This is a genomic window from Streptomyces tagetis (genome assembly GCF_018069565.1).
In the GTDB taxonomy this organism is placed as follows: Bacteria; Actinomycetota; Actinomycetes; order Streptomycetales; family Streptomycetaceae; genus Streptomyces; species Streptomyces tagetis.
In genome coordinates, this window is record NZ_JAGPNL010000007.1 from 133,487 (window position 1) to 148,809 (window position 15,323).

General features: G+C 68.0%; 13 protein-coding genes and 1 pseudogene. 9 read left to right on the top strand and 5 right to left on the bottom strand.

Translation table 11 applies throughout. From position 1 onward, the window contains the following. The first annotated feature begins 5 nt into the window (after window positions 1–5). Window positions 6–1,205, top strand: coding sequence for an MFS transporter (locus J5Y05_RS23225; protein WP_210874998.1), 1,200 nt, complete (start codon window positions 6–8; stop codon window positions 1,203–1,205). 21 nt (window positions 1,206–1,226) lie between these two features. Here J5Y05_RS23225 and J5Y05_RS23230 read toward each other — a convergent pair whose 3' ends face one another. Then, window positions 1,227–1,673: a hypothetical protein gene (locus J5Y05_RS23230; RefSeq protein ID WP_247615186.1), complete on the bottom strand. Its 447-nt coding sequence runs from the start codon at window positions 1,671–1,673 to the stop codon at window positions 1,227–1,229. Between the two features lie 126 nt (window positions 1,674–1,799). Here J5Y05_RS23230 and J5Y05_RS23235 point away from each other — a divergent pair, with 126 nt between their 5' ends. Together J5Y05_RS23235 and J5Y05_RS32320 are read left to right on the top strand one after the other, a co-directional pair. Next, window positions 1,800–2,375: a flavoprotein gene (locus J5Y05_RS23235; RefSeq protein ID WP_210874999.1), complete on the top strand. Its 576-nt coding sequence runs from the start codon at window positions 1,800–1,802 to the stop codon at window positions 2,373–2,375. Window positions 2,376–2,560: 185 nt separating this feature from the next. Next, window positions 2,561–2,683, top strand: coding sequence for a hypothetical protein (locus tag J5Y05_RS32320; RefSeq protein ID WP_281730806.1), 123 nt, complete (start codon window positions 2,561–2,563; stop codon window positions 2,681–2,683). Here the strand turns inward: J5Y05_RS32320 and J5Y05_RS23240 are convergent. After that, window positions 2,670–3,350, bottom strand: a complete 681-nt coding sequence (locus J5Y05_RS23240; protein ID WP_210875000.1) for a GOLPH3/VPS74 family protein — start codon at window positions 3,348–3,350, stop codon at window positions 2,670–2,672. The genes J5Y05_RS32320 and J5Y05_RS23240 overlap by 14 nt on opposite strands. 321 nt (window positions 3,351–3,671) lie before the next feature. On the opposite strand from J5Y05_RS23240, the gene J5Y05_RS23245 reads away from it, so the two are divergent. The 3 genes from J5Y05_RS23245 to J5Y05_RS23255 all read left to right on the top strand — a co-directional run bounded on the left by J5Y05_RS23245 (window position 3,672) and on the right by J5Y05_RS23255 (window position 6,410). Beyond that, on the top strand, window positions 3,672–5,375 hold the full coding sequence (locus J5Y05_RS23245; protein ID WP_372450517.1) for a DUF4153 domain-containing protein: 1,704 nt from the start codon (window positions 3,672–3,674) through the stop codon (window positions 5,373–5,375). A 188-nt stretch (window positions 5,376–5,563) separates the two neighbouring features. Continuing rightward, window positions 5,564–6,220 (top strand): DUF6338 family protein, encoded by a 657-nt coding sequence (locus J5Y05_RS23250; RefSeq protein WP_247615187.1) that lies wholly within the window; start codon window positions 5,564–5,566, stop codon window positions 6,218–6,220. Beyond that, the gene (locus tag J5Y05_RS23255; protein ID WP_210875002.1) at window positions 6,204–6,410 is read left to right on the top strand and encodes a hypothetical protein; all 207 of its coding nucleotides are present in this window, start codon (window positions 6,204–6,206) and stop codon (window positions 6,408–6,410) included. Before J5Y05_RS23250 ends, J5Y05_RS23255 begins: the two co-directional genes overlap by 17 nt. Here the strand turns inward: J5Y05_RS23255 and J5Y05_RS23260 are convergent. Further along, window positions 6,400–6,957 (bottom strand): hypothetical protein, encoded by a 558-nt coding sequence (locus J5Y05_RS23260; RefSeq protein WP_210875003.1) that lies wholly within the window; start codon window positions 6,955–6,957, stop codon window positions 6,400–6,402. The two genes, J5Y05_RS23255 and J5Y05_RS23260, sit on opposite strands and share 11 nt — an antisense overlap. Before the next feature lie 183 nt (window positions 6,958–7,140). Here J5Y05_RS23260 and J5Y05_RS23265 point away from each other — a divergent pair, with 183 nt between their 5' ends. Then, complete coding sequence (locus J5Y05_RS23265; RefSeq protein WP_210875004.1) at window positions 7,141–10,335, top strand: CHAT domain-containing protein; 3,195 nt, start codon at window positions 7,141–7,143, stop codon at window positions 10,333–10,335. A gap of 648 nt (window positions 10,336–10,983) precedes the next feature. Here the strand turns inward: J5Y05_RS23265 and J5Y05_RS23270 are convergent. Beyond that, window positions 10,984–11,067 (bottom strand): annotated as a pseudogene (locus tag J5Y05_RS23270) (IS5/IS1182 family transposase); the annotation flags it as partial. A gap of 107 nt (window positions 11,068–11,174) precedes the next feature. Continuing rightward, window positions 11,175–12,815: a hypothetical protein gene (locus J5Y05_RS23275; protein ID WP_210875005.1), complete on the bottom strand. Its 1,641-nt coding sequence runs from the start codon at window positions 12,813–12,815 to the stop codon at window positions 11,175–11,177. A gap of 355 nt (window positions 12,816–13,170) precedes the next feature. Between J5Y05_RS23275 and J5Y05_RS23280 the strand changes: the two genes are divergently transcribed. Both J5Y05_RS23280 and J5Y05_RS23285 read left to right on the top strand, forming a co-directional pair. After that, a complete protein-coding gene (locus J5Y05_RS23280; RefSeq protein ID WP_210875006.1) occupies window positions 13,171–13,980 on the top strand; it encodes a hypothetical protein in 810 nt (269 codons plus the stop codon). A 12-nt stretch (window positions 13,981–13,992) separates the two neighbouring features. Then, entirely contained in the window at window positions 13,993–15,177 is a 1,185-nt protein-coding gene (locus tag J5Y05_RS23285; protein ID WP_247615188.1) for a helix-turn-helix domain-containing protein, read from the top strand. The last annotated feature ends 146 nt before the right edge of the window (window positions 15,178–15,323 follow it).

Genomic DNA, 15,323 nt, shown 5'->3' on the forward strand with positions numbered 1-15,323 from the left:
TCCGTATGGCCGCCGACACCAGTTACCGAGCCCTGTTCCGCACCCCCGAATTCACCGCGCTCTTCGTCTCCTCCTCCGCCTCGATCACCGCCCAGACGGTCAGCGGACTCGCCCTCGGCACCCTCGTGTTCCGGGCGACGAACTCGCCGCTGCTCTCCGCGGTGAGCATGTTCGGCCCGTCGCTCGCCCAGGTGGTGGGCGCGACGTTCTTCCTGTCCGGCGCCGACCGGCTGCCCCCGCGCACGACGCTGGCGGGCGTCTCCCTGGCCTTCGCCGTCACCACGGCGCTCCTCGCGGCGCCCGGCCTGCCGGTCTGGGGCGTCTTCGCCGTCATCCTCGTCCAGGGCCTGATCGCCTCCCTCAGCGGCGGCGTCCGCTGGGGCCTGCTCAACGAGATCCTGCCCAAGAAGGGCTACCTGACCGGGCGTTCCGTCTTCAACATGATGGCCGGCCTCCTCCAGATCGCCGGGTTCGCGGCCGGCGGCCTCCTGGTGGCCCTGCTCTCCCCGCGCACCACCCTGCTCGTCGCCGCCTGCCTGTACGCCGCCGCGGCGCTGCTCGCCCTCCGGCTCACCCACCGCCCGCCCCGCGCCACCGGCCGGCCCTCCGTCGCGGCGACCCGGCGGGCCAACGCCGCCCTGTGGTCCTCGCGCCCCCGCCGCCACCTCTACCTCGCCCTGTGGCTGCCCAACGGCCTGGTCGTCGGCTGCGAATCCCTCTACGTCTCCTACGAACCCCGGGCCGCCGGAACCCTGTTCGCGGGCGCGGCCCTCGGCATGTTCACCGGCGACGTACTGGTCGGCCGCCTGCTGCCGCCCCGGCTCCGCCCGCACCTCGGCATCCCGCTCCTGGTGCTGCTGGCCGCCCCGTACCTGGTCTTCTTCCTGCGCCCGCCGCTGCCCGTGGCGACCGTGCTGGTCGCCGTCGCCTCCATCGGCTTCGGCGCGAGCCTCGTCCAGCAGGAGCGCCTGGTCGACCTGACCCCCGACGACCTCACCGGCCACGCCCTCGGACTGCACTCCGCCGGGATGCTCACCATGCAGGGCGTCGCGGCGGCCCTCGCGGGCACGGTCGCCCAGCTCACCTCGCCGGCCACGGCGATGACGGTGATGGGCGCCTGCTCCCTCGCGGTGACCCTCGCCCTGACGGCGACCAGCCGCCGGACGACCCCCGGCGGCGGCCTGCTGCCCGTCCGGGCGACCTGAGCGCCGGGACGGCCCGGGGGCTCAGCACATCGCGGACGCCTCGCGGTCGGCGAGGACCTCGACCAGCAAGACCCCGCCCTCGGGCCCCTCGACGGTGAGGTAGGCGGTGGTGCCGTCCACCTCCTTGGCGAAGCACCCCGGCACCTCCGTACCGCGCCAGCCCGCCGCCGGGGCGGCCTCGTCGTAGTACCGGAGCACCTGCTCGGCGGAGCCGCCGTACCGGTGCCCGGCCCCCGCGACGACCCGCCGGTCGTCGTCGTCACAGCCCCGGTAGCGCCCCTGCGGCCGGGCCCCCTCGGGCGCGGTGCCGAGCACGGCCTCCCGGGCCAGCACGGCCCCGAGCCGCTCCTCTTGCTCCCCGCACCCGTACTCCGCCAGGAAGGCCACCGCGGGCATCCCCACCCCCACCAGCCCCACGACCCCGGCACTCACCACGACCCCGCGTATCCCCGCCCCAAGTCTCCGCATACGCAGGGACGCTAGCGCACACCGCCCACCCCGCGCGCCCGCGAGCGGGAGGGAAAGCGCCGCCCCGGCCGGCCGACGTACGCTGCCGGAACCGAAGTCCGAGCCACCACACCGGGGGAGCGCCGCGTGACCGAGCCGAGCGAGCCGGCCGAGCCGAGCGAGAAGCCCTTCCTGTACGTCGTCGTCTGCGCGAGCGGCATCGCCGGGGAGGTCGGCACGCTGATCACCGCCGCCCAGCGGGCCGGCTGGAACGTCGGCGTCGTCGCCACACCCCAGGGGCTCGGTTTCATCGACGCGGAGGCGATCGAGAAGCAGACCGGGTACCCGATCCGCTCCGCCTGGCGCGCACCGGGCGAACCGCGCCCCCTGCCGCCGCCGGACGCGATCGCGGTCGCCCCGGCCACCTTCAACACCCTCAACAAGTGGGCCGCGGGCATCTCCGACACCCTCGCCCTGGGCATCCTGTGCGAGGCGTACGGCATGGGCGTCCCGACCGTCGTCCTGCCCTACCTGAACTCCGCACAGGCCGCCCACCCGGCCTATCCCCAGAGCCTCGCCCGCCTGCGCGACATGGGCATCCGCGTCAGCTCCTACGACCCACACCGCCCCAAGTCCGGCGGCGGGGCGCACACGTTCCGCTGGGAGGAGGCACTGGACCTACTGGCGCAGGACCCGACGAACGCCGGGAGAGGACTGCCGTAGGGACGCCGGAAGTCCGCGTATCCAAGCTCCCGCTTCGCTTGAAGGGCGAAGATCCTGAACGACGACGAACCCGTCATGGCCAAGATCAGCCGATGGATCGGCTACGTGGGCCTGTCCCTGGCCCTCGGCTGGGCCCTGTGGCCGGCACTCACCCTGTTCGTCATCTACGGCCTGAGGGCCTGGAGATGAGGCTCGCCCGGCACGAGGGCCAGGCTCACTACCGCGACCTGCCGGCGGAGACGTCCGGCGAGGACGGCGACCCCGCGCTGCAACGGGACGCGGTCCCCGAGAGCGTCAGCCGTTCGTGACGACCGTCGTCGCCACCGTCACGGCGGTGATCGCCGTCAGCGCGGCCTCCGTGGCCTTCACGACGTGACGCACGGCCGTTGCGGGCCACTGTCCCCGTGAGATCGACTCCATGGCCGCCTCGACCCGGCGCGCGTCGGCGTCCGGAAAGGCCAGGCGGTGCATTCTCGCTCCGTGGACCAAGGCCACCAGGCTCGCCGTACGCTCGTTCGGTGTCGCGCCTTCCAGGACGACCGCGTGGAGGCGCTGCCGTACCGCCGCCTCCACCGTGCCGTCGGCCTCCGGATAGCGGCGCACGGGGAAGAGACCGAGCACCCTCTTCCTCTCCTCCCGGACCAGCCCCTTGCCGACCAGGCCCGCGATCGTCCGGGGCACCGCGTCGGCCTTCAACACGTTGATCCAGTCCCCGACCCGGCCCGGCTCGTCCTCACCGGCGACGGTGCTGAGCGCGGCGTCCAGAACGGGCTCACCCAGAGGAGTCGCGTCGACGACGGTGACCTCGTCCTCGGTCACCTCGATCCGGCCGGCCAACGCGAGTTCCACCAGCTCGGCCGCGGCGATCGCCGGGACCACCTTCACCAACTCCCGCGTCTCGCCGGACTCGTCGTCCAGAGAGAGGAGCAGGAGCTGCTCGCCCAGGGTGGTGGGGGCTTCCGCGGAGATTTCCATGGCTGAGTCCACTCCTTCGGTGTCCGGTCGGGGCCGGCCGTCGGTGACCCGGTCTCCACCCCCCTGCCTTATGGGACGCCCTGACCCGTACTCCCGTTCCCGCCCCGGGACACCAAGCCGTATCGGCAGGATGGACGGGACAGCTCTTGGCACAACACCCCTGTAAACACGTTGAGTTGACTGTGATCGGACGCGCCCCTCGGTCCCGCTACCCTTGCGGCACGCCGCCCTGACGATCACGGCGGCGGCTTCGCAAGCGACACCGGTACCCGCTCGACGTACCCGAGGACGGGCGTCCCGGGGCCGGTTGGGAGGGGTCCCGTGAAAGAGAGGCCACCGGTGCGCGCCGGATTGCCTGAGCCCGCCGAACCGCCCGAGCGCTCCCGGCAGTCGGAGCGAATACCTGAGGGGGAGACCGCACGCACGGGCAGGGCGCAGAGGGCGGCGACACCACCGAAAGGCAGGTCGCGCGCGGCGACGGAGACGCAGCCCGGTGAAGCCCCCGGCCTCGCGTACGACGGCGATCACGCCCACGGCGTCTGGTTCGCCGGACTGCGCCGCGGATCGCCCCCCGCCGTCGGCACCGACGTCCTCTGGGCGGCACTCGCCACCGGTGTGCTCAGCATGGCGCTCCTCGACGACGGTGTGGGCGTCAACCTGCTCCTCGTAGCCCTGCCGGCCACGCTCACCGCGTACTTCGCCGCGCGCCGGGCCGGCCGGTCGCGGGCCCGCCCCTGGACGCTCGCCTGGGGCACCGGAGGGCTCGCCCTCCTGCTGGTACCGGCGCTGCACGCCGCCCAGTGGCCTTCGTTCCTCGCCGTGGCCACCGCCGTCGGCCTCGCGTCGCTCGCCCTCCACGGCTCGCGGACCTGGGCCGGTGTCCTCCTCAGCCCCTTCGGGCTGGTCGACTCGTTGTCCAAGGGTGCCGCGTGGGGCTGGCGAGGAGTGCGGTCCCGGGCCGGAGACGCCGCCGGCAACCTGGGTTCCGCGCTGCGCGCCCTTGCCGTGACGGCCGTGCTCCTCCTGGTCTTCGGCGCGCTGTTCGCCGGGGCCGACGCGGCCTTCGCCGACCTGCTGGGCAGGCTCGTCCCGGACACGTCCCTGGGCGAGGGCCCCTGGCGGCTGGTGCTGTTCGCCTTCGGCCTCCTCGGCGCCCTGGCGGCGGGACGCAGCGCCGCCGCCCCTCTGCGGTGGGACAGCTTCAGAACCGGTCCGGGGCGCCCCCGGGGCCGGGCCGAATGGGCGCTCCCGCTGCTCCTCCTGTGCGTGCTGTTCGCCGTCTTCAACGCCATCCAGCTCGCCGTCCTGTTCGGCGGGTACAAGGCCGTCCTGGACAAGACCGGCCAGACCTACGCCGAGTACGCGCGGCAGGGCTTCTGGCAGCTCCTCATCGCCACGCTTCTCACCCTCCTGGTCATCGTCGTCGCGCTGCGCTGGGCACCACGAGGCGGACCCGGTGACCGGAACCTGGTGCGGGCGATCCTCGGCACCCTCTCCGCACTCACCCTGATCGTGGTCGCCTCCGCGGTACGGCGCATGGACATGTACGTCGAGGCGTACGGGCTGACCCGGCTGCGGATCTCCGTCGTGACCATGGAGCTGTGGCTCGGCCTGGTCATCCTGCTGATCATGGCCGCCGGAGTCTGGGGCGCACGCCGGCTGCCCCGCGCCGTCGCCGCGTCGGCCGCCGCCGGGGCCCTCGCCTTCGGCCTGGCCGCCCCCGACGCGCTGATCGCCGAGAACAACGTCCGGCGATACGAGACGACCCACAAGTTCGACCTGCACTACGCGCGCGACCTCTCGGCGGACGCGGTCCCGGCCCTGGACAGACTCGAAGAGCCCCTGCGGTCCTGCGCCCTCGCCCCCCTGGCGAGGGACCTCGGCCCGGCAACGGCGTCCTGGTACGAGACGAGCTGGTCCGAGACCCGCGCCCGCGAGATCCTCAAGAAACGCCCCCCGAGGACGACCACCCCGGAAACCTGCGACACCACCGGGGAAAACCCCGACCCCGACCCCGACCGCTGACCGCTGACCGCTGACCGAGCCACTTCGTGCTGCCGTTGCCACATGCCGGTCCGGGGGGATCGCCGTGGTCGTAGCGATCGGCGTCGTCCTGGTGGGGTGACGGTGACGACAGAAGACCGGAACCGCGTTCTCTGTGGGAGACTTCGAGGGCTCGGGGTGCAGGGGGAGGTATGCAACCACCGTCCACGATGAGCCAGTTACTGGCCCTCGTGTTGCTCGTTCTGCCCGGCTTGACCTATCAGTTTCTGCGCGAGCGCTGGCGGGGGCCGGTCGCCACGGAGGCGCAACTCGGCGAGCGGATGCTGCGGGCCATCACCGCCGGCGTCGTTCTGAACGGGGTGTACGCGGTCATCGCCGGTCCGGCACTGGTGCGGGCATGGCGCAGGGCCGAACGGTCCGGCTTGAGCGCGCTGGCGGCAGAGAGCCCACGGCAGACCGGTATGTGGGCTCTGGTGCTCTTCCTCGGCGTACCGGCCGCCGCCGCGGCGACGGTGTCGTACGGGGAGCGACGCCGTGCCCGTTCCGTGTACAGGCCCGTGCCGACGGCGTGGGACTACGTGTTCGGTACGAGTGCCGACAGCGGGCCGCGTTTCGTCCGGGCGCGGCTGAAGGACGGTACGTGGGTGGGCGGTTGGTTCGGTACGCGGTCGTACGCCTCAAGCCATCCCCAGGAGGCCGACCTGTATTTGCAGGCTTCGTACCGGATGGCCGCGGACGGTTCCTTCGTCTCCCGGGTGGAACACACGGGCGGGATCTACCTGCGTATGGCCGATGTTGACGTGGTGGAGATGGTGAAGGCCCCGGAACACCGACCCGGAGGTGGGCGAGATGACAGCAGCGGATGAGGAACTGACCCCGTGGGAGCGGGCGTTCCTGGCCGGACCCGGTGACCCTCGTGGGTATCAGCCGCAGGGCGGTGCCGACGCCCCTGAGGAGCCGCCGGAGCCGCCACCGGGGCCCGCCGGCGCGTCGCCGTCCGGTACAGCCGAGCAGCAGCCGCCCACCGGCAACGCCCAGCACGGTCTCAGCGCGTGACCATGTCGAACTCGTACCCGGCCTCCTGGAGTCTGATCGCCGTCTCCTGGATGTCCTCCTGCCGGAACTCCCGCCATACCCCGAGGAGTTCCGCGACGGGCGCCGGCAGTCGCACGTTCTTGTAGTGGGCGGTGGTGCCCCAGCGCGGGATGACCGTGGGAATGCCGTGCGGACTGGTGCCGCCGACCTCGACGTCGAAGGGGTGCCAGTTCAGCGTGTGCTCATCGAGGCCGGCGTCGAGAATGACCACGCCGGTCGCGAAGGAGTCGCCCGGTGACTCCAATGCCGTACGCAGGTCGCAGTCCTCCCACACGACCAGGACTCGCGTCGCCATGAGGACCGAGGGGAACAGCCCCAGGCCCGCGAGCGCGGACGCCGCGTCCGCGCCACGGTAGAAGAGCCGACACGTGACGAAGCCGACGTAGGGCTGGTCCATGTCCTCGGCCAGGATGTGAACCTGCGGCCGAGGGCAGGCACCGTGCGTTCGGAGCACTGTCTCACTGGACTTCAGGATGACGTCGGACAGGGTCTCGACCAAATCTGCCATGTGGTCACGTTACGTGCTGAGTCATAAGCTTCACGCGAGAATGCGGTGTTGAGACCCGTACGCCGTGAAATCCGTTGTGTGCGACGGGCGTTGGGGGGATGCGTGCGGAGACGGTGGACGGCGGCGGTCCGGTCCAGGCTCGATGGTGCGGCCGGCCCGTACGGTCTCCTCGACCAGGCCGCTTTGACCGAGGCGGTCGAGTTGTTTGCCTGTACGACCCGGACGCGGGACATCGTGGAGACCTGCCACCTCGTCGGGATGCTGCACTGGCAACGAGGACTGTCTCTCGCCGACGCGCGCGCCCTGCCGGAGGTACGGACGGCCACGGCACTGCTCGTCGTCGTGAGCTTGTTGAGACCCGATCTGCCCTTGCCTGATCCGGTGCCGCGACCGCCCGGGGCACCCTTGAGGCCGGACGGCGAGGCGACGTGGGAGGACCTCCTCCAGGTGCTGGCCATGCACCTGGGCGGCGGCGCCGACGCGCACACCGCGCGGCTGACGATCCAAGCCGCGCGCAACGCCGCCGCCGACACCGCTGAAGATCCTGCCCTGCTCGTCGGCCGGCTGAGGACCCTGGGGATGGCCTGGCAGCGGCTGTACGAGCACACGGGGGAACTCGCCGACATCCAGCAGGCCGTCGTGATCGCCCGGCGCCTGACGAGGGAGTCCGCCGTCGGAAGCGCGGACCGGACGATGTCCCTGCACAACCTGGCCGAGTCCCTCCGCGCGCTGTTCGGTCGCACAGGTGAGGTCCGACACCTCCGGGAGGCGGTCGACATCGGCCGTGCGGCGGTGCGCGAGGTGCCGCAGACGGACGACAAGCGGTACCTGCCCCTGGGCGGGCTGGCCGACTCCCTGCGGATGCTGTACGAACGCACAGACGACGCCACCGTGCTGGACGAGGCCCTGCAGTTGAGCGCCTCCGCGCTGGAAGCCCTGCCGGAGTCCGACCGGGATCGGCCGGCAGCGCTCCTGAACTCGGCCATCCTGCTGCGCTACCACTTCGAGCGCACCGGAAACCGGTCGGTCCTGTACGAGGCCATCGCCATGTCGCGCGGCGCGGCCAAGGCCGCGCCGCGGGGTACGCCGATCGAGCAGACCTCGCTTCACAACCTCGGCAGCCTTCTGCACGTACTCTCCGAACGCAACGGGGACATGGCCGCGCTCGACGAGGCCATCGAGGCCGCGAGCGCCGCGGTCGACGCCTCGCCCGCCGGACACCCCGACGGCGCGCGCTATCGGTCGGCCCTCGTGGGAATGCTGAACCACAGGTTCAACCAGGTGGGAGACGCACACGACCTGGACCGCGCGATCGCGCTGGGCAGTGAAGCGGTCGCGGCGACGCCGAAGGACCACCCGAATCGGTGGATGTACGTGGCGAACCTCGCCGTCGTGCTGAAGGCCAGGACCCACCGGACCAAGGACCTCGGCAGTCTGCGGCACGCCATCGTGTTCGAGCGCGAGATGACGGATCTCGCCTCCGAGGGCGGCGGCCGTCACCGAGCCGCCGCTCTGACGAATCTCGGCAACTCCCTACGGCTGTACTTCGCACACTCGGGGGACATGCCCTCGTTGGAGGAGGCGATCTCGGCAGGCCGTGCCGCCGTCGACGGCACCGCCGAGGACCATCCTTTCCGGGCACAGTGCGAAGTCAATCTCGCGCTGTCGCTGAGCATCCACGGTGTGACGGCGGAGGACGGACGGCACGTCCAGGAGGCGCTCGGTCTCCTGGAGACGGCGGCGTCCAGGAACAGCGCCCCGACGACGGTCCGGCTCGCGTCCGCTCGAGAATGGGGCGAGCTCGCGATGGCGACCGGCCGGCCCGAGCAGGCGGCGCGTGGGTTCGCGCTCGGCGTGGAACTGCTGCCCCGCTTGGCGGCTCGTGGACTCCCGCGGTCCGACGCGACGCGATGGATGGCCGAGTACTCACGTCTGGCGAGTGACGCGGCGGCATGCGCGCTCGCCGCAGGAGAGCCGGATCGTGCCGTCGAAGTGCTCGAAATGGGACGGGGCGTGCTCCTGGCGCAGGCCCTGGAGTCCCGAACGGATCTCACGGAGCTGAGGGAACGCGCGCCGGCCCTGGCGGAACGGTTCGATCACCTCTGCGCCCGGCTGGACGACTCCGCCACGGACGGCCCCGACCTGATCGCCGGGGGCGAGGAAGATCCGGATCTCCGCCGCCGGCTGGCCCATGAGCTGGACGCTCTTGTCGCGCGGATTCGGACACTGGCCGGGCTGGAGGGCTTCCTGCTGCCCCCTCGCGCCGACCGACTGGCCGCCGAAGCGCACGGCGGGCCCATCGTGATGGTCAACGTCAGCCGCTACCGGTGCGACGCCCTCGCTCTGACCACCGAGGGCATTCGGGTGTGCGAGCTGCCGGACGTCGACCACAACGATGTCCGTGACCGTCTCGGCGAGATGCGGAACCTCCTGGCGCGGAGCGGCAGCTCCCGTGACGCACGCCTCCAAGCCGAACGTGGCTTCGTGGAGGACGTGCTGCCCTGGCTCTGGGACACGGTGACGGAACCGGTCCTCGACCTGCTCCTCCCCACCCGGCCCTTGGGGGAATCCGGCACCCGCCGGCTGTGGTGGATACCTTGCGGCCCGCTGGCGCACTTTCCGCTGCATGCCGCCGGCCACCATCTCGAGACGCCCCCCGAGGGCGGGACCCGTCGAACGGTCATGGACAGAGTCGTGTCCTCGTACGCGCCCACCGTGCGCGCCCTCTCCCATGCACGGGCCCAACACGCCCGGCGCAGGACGCCGTCCGGGGAATCCGGCCCACCGCGCCTACTGGCGGTCGCCATGCCACACACACCGGATGCCCGGGACCTGCCGGGTGCCCTGACCGAATACCGGCACCTGGCTCGGCTCCTTCCCACGGTGGAGGGCCTGGTCGGGGAGGGGGCGACCCGCCAGGCCGTGCTTTCGAGCCTCGCCACCCACCCCTGGGCGCATTTCGCGTGTCACGCGGGCGCGGACCCCGACGACCCCTATCGGAGCCACCTGCTGGTCCACGACCACGCCGTCAACCCGCTCAACGTGCTGGAGATCTCCCGGCTGCGCCTGGAGACATGCGAGTTCGCCTATCTCTCCGCATGCGACACCGCCGTGACCGGAGGAGACCTGGCCGACGAGTCCCTCCACGTCGTCACCGCGTTCCAACTCGCCGGCTTTCCCCAGGTCGTCGGGACGCTGTGGCAGATCAACGACACCATCGCCGTCGAGATCGCCGAACGTGTCTACGCCCAACTCGCCGCCGACGGCTTCGACTCCACCCGCACCGGCGCCTCCGTACACGCTGCGATCCAACTGATCCGAGACCGCTACCCCCGGTTTCCGACCCTCTGGGCCGCACACGTCCACATGGGCCCGTGACCCGCCGAAGACCGCACCCCTCACGGGCAACGCACCGGACCCTTCCTCGGCCACGCCGCAGGCCGACACCAACCTGGCCCCTGGGCTCATCACCATCGCCGAGCGACTCGCCGTGGAGAAGAGCGCCGCGAAACCCGTACCGAACGGTGGTGATCCATGGGAAGACGCCCGGGAGACCGACTTCCCCTGCACTCACACACCGCTCACAAGCCGCCGTGCACTGCACGGTCACGGCGGCCGTCGCGTGCCTCCGCTTCCGAGTAGCCCCAAGCCCGGGTGAGGTCACTGACCGTTCAGACGCTCCCCGAAGACGCGGACTCCACGTGACCTCCCGCGGCACACGTATGGCACGCCCCCTGAAACGACCAAGGGCCAGCCCAGGGGAAACCCCTCCTGAGCTGGCCCTTCTCGCTGTGCCCCCGGCAGGATTCGAACCTGCGACACCCGCTTTAGGAGTGGGATTGGATCCGTGATCGTCAGTGATTGATCGTGCCGGGTGGTGCTGTCCGTGCAGGTCAGCACCACCCGGCCTTACCCCCGCCCCTGCCCTCTGACACCGGATGCCGCTCTGTCCGCTCACGCATCGCTCACGCATCGCTCACGCATCGCTCACGCATTCAGGCGTATGACCAGCTGTGCTCCAACCGAGAGGGGTGTCGTCACCCACTGGCCGGCTCCCATGTAGGCATGGTCGGCGAGGACCGGGACGCCTTGGCGTTTGCAGATTCGGAGAGGCAGCTCGGCTCCGTGGCTGCCTACGACAGTCCGCGGGAGTACTGGTGAGGCTGCACCGTTTGGCCCCCGCTGGCAGGTGCGGCCAACTTTCGAAGCGCTGCGCGCTACTCAAGGAGGTTGCACACGTGAGGACCCAACTCGTCGCCAGCATGCGCCAGGTTGAACTCCGCGCGGGTTGCCAGCTCAAGGACCGGAGTATTCGAGACAAGGTAGGCGTGAGTAATTCGATCCAGAGCCGCACCGACCAAGGGTGCAGCAACCCTCAGCGTTCCTGCTAGCGCGACGCCACCCGTTGAGCCACCATGCACCACCACGTTGCGAGCCCTGTAGAGGCCGCGTAGAGATGACTCAAGGTAAAAATGCACTCGATTCAGTACCCCGGAAGGGTTGGCGAGCAACTCTTGCATTCTCTCGATAGCTGCAACATCACTACGTAGGCGCCACCTTTTCTTCAAGGGGATGGCAACGTTTGACTCAATCAGCTTTGCCACATGCTCGGCCCGCTCCCGGTTGGTTCCCATGGCCTTTAGGTCGGCGGCAATGGTGTCACCTTGACGCTCCCGCACTTGGTGAGCAATTGCGGTAAGCTCTGCTCTGCTCCACGAGCAAGCCACCAGTTGAGCAGCGCGTGTGGCCGCAATAACCTTGCCTGGCTCGGTGGGGTCCCGTGGCTCGGTTAGAAGAGACTCCAGTGCCGCCCAAGACCCCGAAAGCGCTGGCGCTAGACCGCCCGTATTGAGAGTGGCGGCCAATTCCAAGGCATCATCGATGAACTCTTCCCTGTCGCCTCCTGCCCGGTTTACTCCGCTACCAACAGCGTAGATCTGCTTTTCGGATGCCAGCGACAATACGTGGGCCCCGCGAGTGGCGGAAGTTAGTGGCTGAGGGCCAGAAACACCCTTCACCCATACATCTGCGCAGGGGGCTACTGTCCCAGCGAGGCGGGCGAACTTTGATCGAGCTTTTACTCGGTCAACCAGGTCGCTAGCTATCTCAATGGCTCGCTCGAAGTCCCGAGCTTCCACGCGATAGATAAAACCGCCGACCTCATCTGGATCCGTTACGTAGCTGCATTGCGATAGCCAGGAAGGGGCATTTTTCGTCATGACCCAATGGCTGAGCCCTTCCGTAAGCTCTTCAAACTTCGGAAGGGACTTGAAAGGGACGTAGATTTCCCAAATGCTGCTGCCCTGGTCAGCGAGGAGGCTGGCTTCGCGGATCACGTCATAAGCGGACAGGTTAGAGCGGCCATTCCGAATCCAGTGTTGAAGACCTGAGAAGCTATGCCCGTCATCGAGAAGATGGGACGCAACCGACCGAGCGACTAGTTCAGCTCTAGGCGGAGTTGCCTCCGCAGCCTTGTCTGCCCATCTTTCCAGGTAGCCGGGACGACAGCGGTCGATGAAGAGTCTAAGGCGTCTGCGATCTGCGCTAGCAATCGATAGGTCGCCTCGGAGTAGCTTCTGAAGCTCTTGCTTACGGATTTTATCTGCGATTGCTGCATCCTGCCCAAGCAGGCGTTCCAATGCATGCTTATGCCACTCGACGGTGGAATTGCCAAGGACTTTTCTTTCCATCCACTGGCCGGCCTCGTAAACTTCCTCTAGTGACAAAAAGGAGCCAATAGCCCAAAGTCTTCGGTGCCAAGGGGTCCAAGCGCTGGTGAAGTCGAACAGTCGGGTTGTGACGTGCCGGCTGTAGGCGGAGTTTGGGTCTTTGCCGTCAGGAATGGAGGCAGTGGTCAAGTGGTCACCCCAAACAAAGAGGGCGAGACCGTAAAGGTCTCGCCCTCTGGAGGCATACGCCTCGGGTTAGTATGTGAGGCTGCCCTGTGAGGGGCAACACCTAAACGGTACCAAGCACGAACCGGGTTGCGCAACACCGATTGGGCACTGATTGGTGTCGAGTGTTGGCTGTCAGTGACGACCTGCTGCCCCTGGGCCGTGTTTGCGTGGTGTGTATCCCTGGTGTCACCACAGTGGGTACGGTAGGTTCCCCACGTAAATAGCTCACATGTTCGGTTCATGTCGGCACGCGAGAGGGGTCCCTTGGTTCAGTTTCATGCACGGATTACTTGGTTAAGGTGTATAGTCCCGTGGCATGAGCGAGCAGCAGGATGCGCTTGAAGACCTTGGGTCCAGTGGTGTGCTCTCCGCCCTGGCCTGGGCCGGTACGTCGGCTTACAGGCGCACGATGGAGGACTACGACCCCGACACGGGGCATGATCAGGGTTGGGTCGGAACGACTGCCCACAGGCTCTTCTGTGACCGTCTGCACAGGGTGTTCTCCACGGGCAAGTACGCCGTGGATGCCCCCGAGGCTGCTGGCGCGGGTCTGGACGCCGTAGCGGCCGGCTTGTTCCCTGGCGAGCACCGCAAGATGCCGATCATCACTCCGGGCGTCGTCACGTGGTCGGATCTCAACCAGTCGCCAGGGTGGCGGTGCGGGAGGTGGCGCATCCTCCTTGCCTCGTTCGTCTATGGGGAGAGCAATCGCATCCCTTGGCCCCGGAAGAGCCCCACCAAGCAGCGCGTTGCGTCCCAGGGCAAGCCTGATGGGTATGTCGACCCACACCCCATGCTTCCGTTCGGCGATGAGTTTGCCCCGTCCCTTGCATCCATAGCCCAGGCAATGAGTGAGGAAGGGGAGGATCTGGACCTTACGTCGCTCATTGCCGCCCATAGTGTGGAACTTGAGGTGGGTATCCGAGAACTTTACCTAGGACGCTCTCGTTTGAACCGTGGAAGAGGGGAAGCCTGGTACTGGAAGCATGATCTACTTGCTACCGACTTCGGAACTCCCGGTACGGGAACGATTCCGGCTTCTCCCGGCCCCCGTCCCGGAACGCCCGGCGTGCAGGATGCCCCTGTTCGTCTCCGTCGCGAGGTGCGGGAGGGGAACGACAAGTAATGAAACGAGTGGATGGTCATGGAGTCCTTGCGCCGCACCGAAGTGCAGGTGGGTGACGCCTCTCGCCTCTTTGACGGACAACGCTTGACGCTGGCACGGCAGTTGGTCGGTCTTCGGAAGAACGCACTTGCGGCGAAAATCGACAAAAGCGCAACTGCCGTCGCTGCGTATGAAAACAACACGAAGCGACCTGCCCCGGCAACGGTTGCTCAGTTGTGCCTAACGCTTGGTGTGGAGCCGAGTTTCTTTCTGCCTGGCCCCCATCAGCCTGCTGTCAGCAACACAATTCCTCATTTCCGGTCCCTGCGTTCCACAACGCAGCTAGCGCGTGATCAAGCCTTCGCCTATGGGATGATCGCCGGGGATGTCGGCGCCGCTCTTGAGCGACATGTCGAGTTCCCTGAGTCGAACATCCCAAGGCTGAGCGTTGACATAGATGACGAAGCCAGTGCCCTGCCTGAAGAGGCGGCCCGACTGCTGCGCAAGGACTGGGATATCAAGGTCGGCCCAGTCGGCCACCTCGTTCGACTCGCGGAGAATAACGGTGTCGTGGTCGTCTTCAGCCCCGCGCAGACCGCAGCAGTCGACGCCTACTCATTTGATGACGGATATAGGCCGACAATAGTATTGAATCCTGCCAAGGAAGATTACTATCGCCAGCGGTTTGACGTGGCTCACGAACTTGGGCACCTGGTTATGCACGTAGATGCCGAACCGGGGGGGAGGATTGTAGAGAATCAGGCTCACCGATTCGCTGCCGAACTCTTGCTGCCAGAAGATGAGTTGAGAGATGTTCTGCCCAACAAGGCGGATTGGAGAGTCCTCGCGACCTTGAAGGAAACGTACGGTGTCAGCCTACAAGCGTTGCTTTATCGTTCCAGGGCGCTCGGTGTCATGAGTGACGTAACCTACCGCAATGCGATCGCCTACTTGTCGTCGAAGGGTTGGCGGAGGCGTGAGCCTGGCGAGATGCCGGCCGTGGAACAACCGTCTTTGTATCCGCGAGCCGTGGAAATTCTCTCCGGTGTCGGAATGAGTGAAATGTCCTTGGCTAGAGAGGCCCGAGTGACGCCGGGGCTTTTTCGGACTGTCACGGCTAGAGTCCCAGTGCGTGAAGAGCTATTCCTTGCGGCTAAGCCAATGGGAAATCAAGATCACCTGGATCCAGGTGTGATTCCACTGTTTCAGGAAAAATAGTAGACCAGGGTTAGAATCCCCGGGCTATGCAACGTCGACAGCGTGGAGAATAAGTTGACGGCCCTTATGTGGAGGCTGTCTGGCCGAACTGCGTCTCCAGTTCGCCTGTGCGCTCCACGGCCACGCTGTACGAACAGGGTGGGCCG

Bases quoted from the DNA above. Each gene is read 5' to 3' on its own strand.
- J5Y05_RS23225 (WP_210874998.1), top strand. From the start codon at position 6: ATGGCCGCCGACACCAGTTACCGAGCCCTGTTCCGCACCCCCGAATTC.
- J5Y05_RS23230 (WP_247615186.1), bottom strand. From the start codon at position 1,673: ATGCGGAGACTTGGGGCGGGGATACGCGGGGTCGTGGTGAGTGCCGGG.
- J5Y05_RS32320 (WP_281730806.1), top strand. From the start codon at position 2,561: ATGAGGCTCGCCCGGCACGAGGGCCAGGCTCACTACCGCGACCTGCCG.
- J5Y05_RS23240 (WP_210875000.1), bottom strand. From the start codon at position 3,350: ATGGAAATCTCCGCGGAAGCCCCCACCACCCTGGGCGAGCAGCTCCTG.
- J5Y05_RS23250 (WP_247615187.1), top strand. From the start codon at position 5,564: ATGAGCCAGTTACTGGCCCTCGTGTTGCTCGTTCTGCCCGGCTTGACC.
- J5Y05_RS23255 (WP_210875002.1), top strand. From the start codon at position 6,204: ATGACAGCAGCGGATGAGGAACTGACCCCGTGGGAGCGGGCGTTCCTG.
- J5Y05_RS23260 (WP_210875003.1), bottom strand. From the start codon at position 6,957: ATGGCAGATTTGGTCGAGACCCTGTCCGACGTCATCCTGAAGTCCAGT.
- J5Y05_RS23280 (WP_210875006.1), top strand. From the start codon at position 13,171: ATGAGCGAGCAGCAGGATGCGCTTGAAGACCTTGGGTCCAGTGGTGTG.
- J5Y05_RS23285 (WP_247615188.1), top strand. From the start codon at position 13,993: ATGGTCATGGAGTCCTTGCGCCGCACCGAAGTGCAGGTGGGTGACGCC.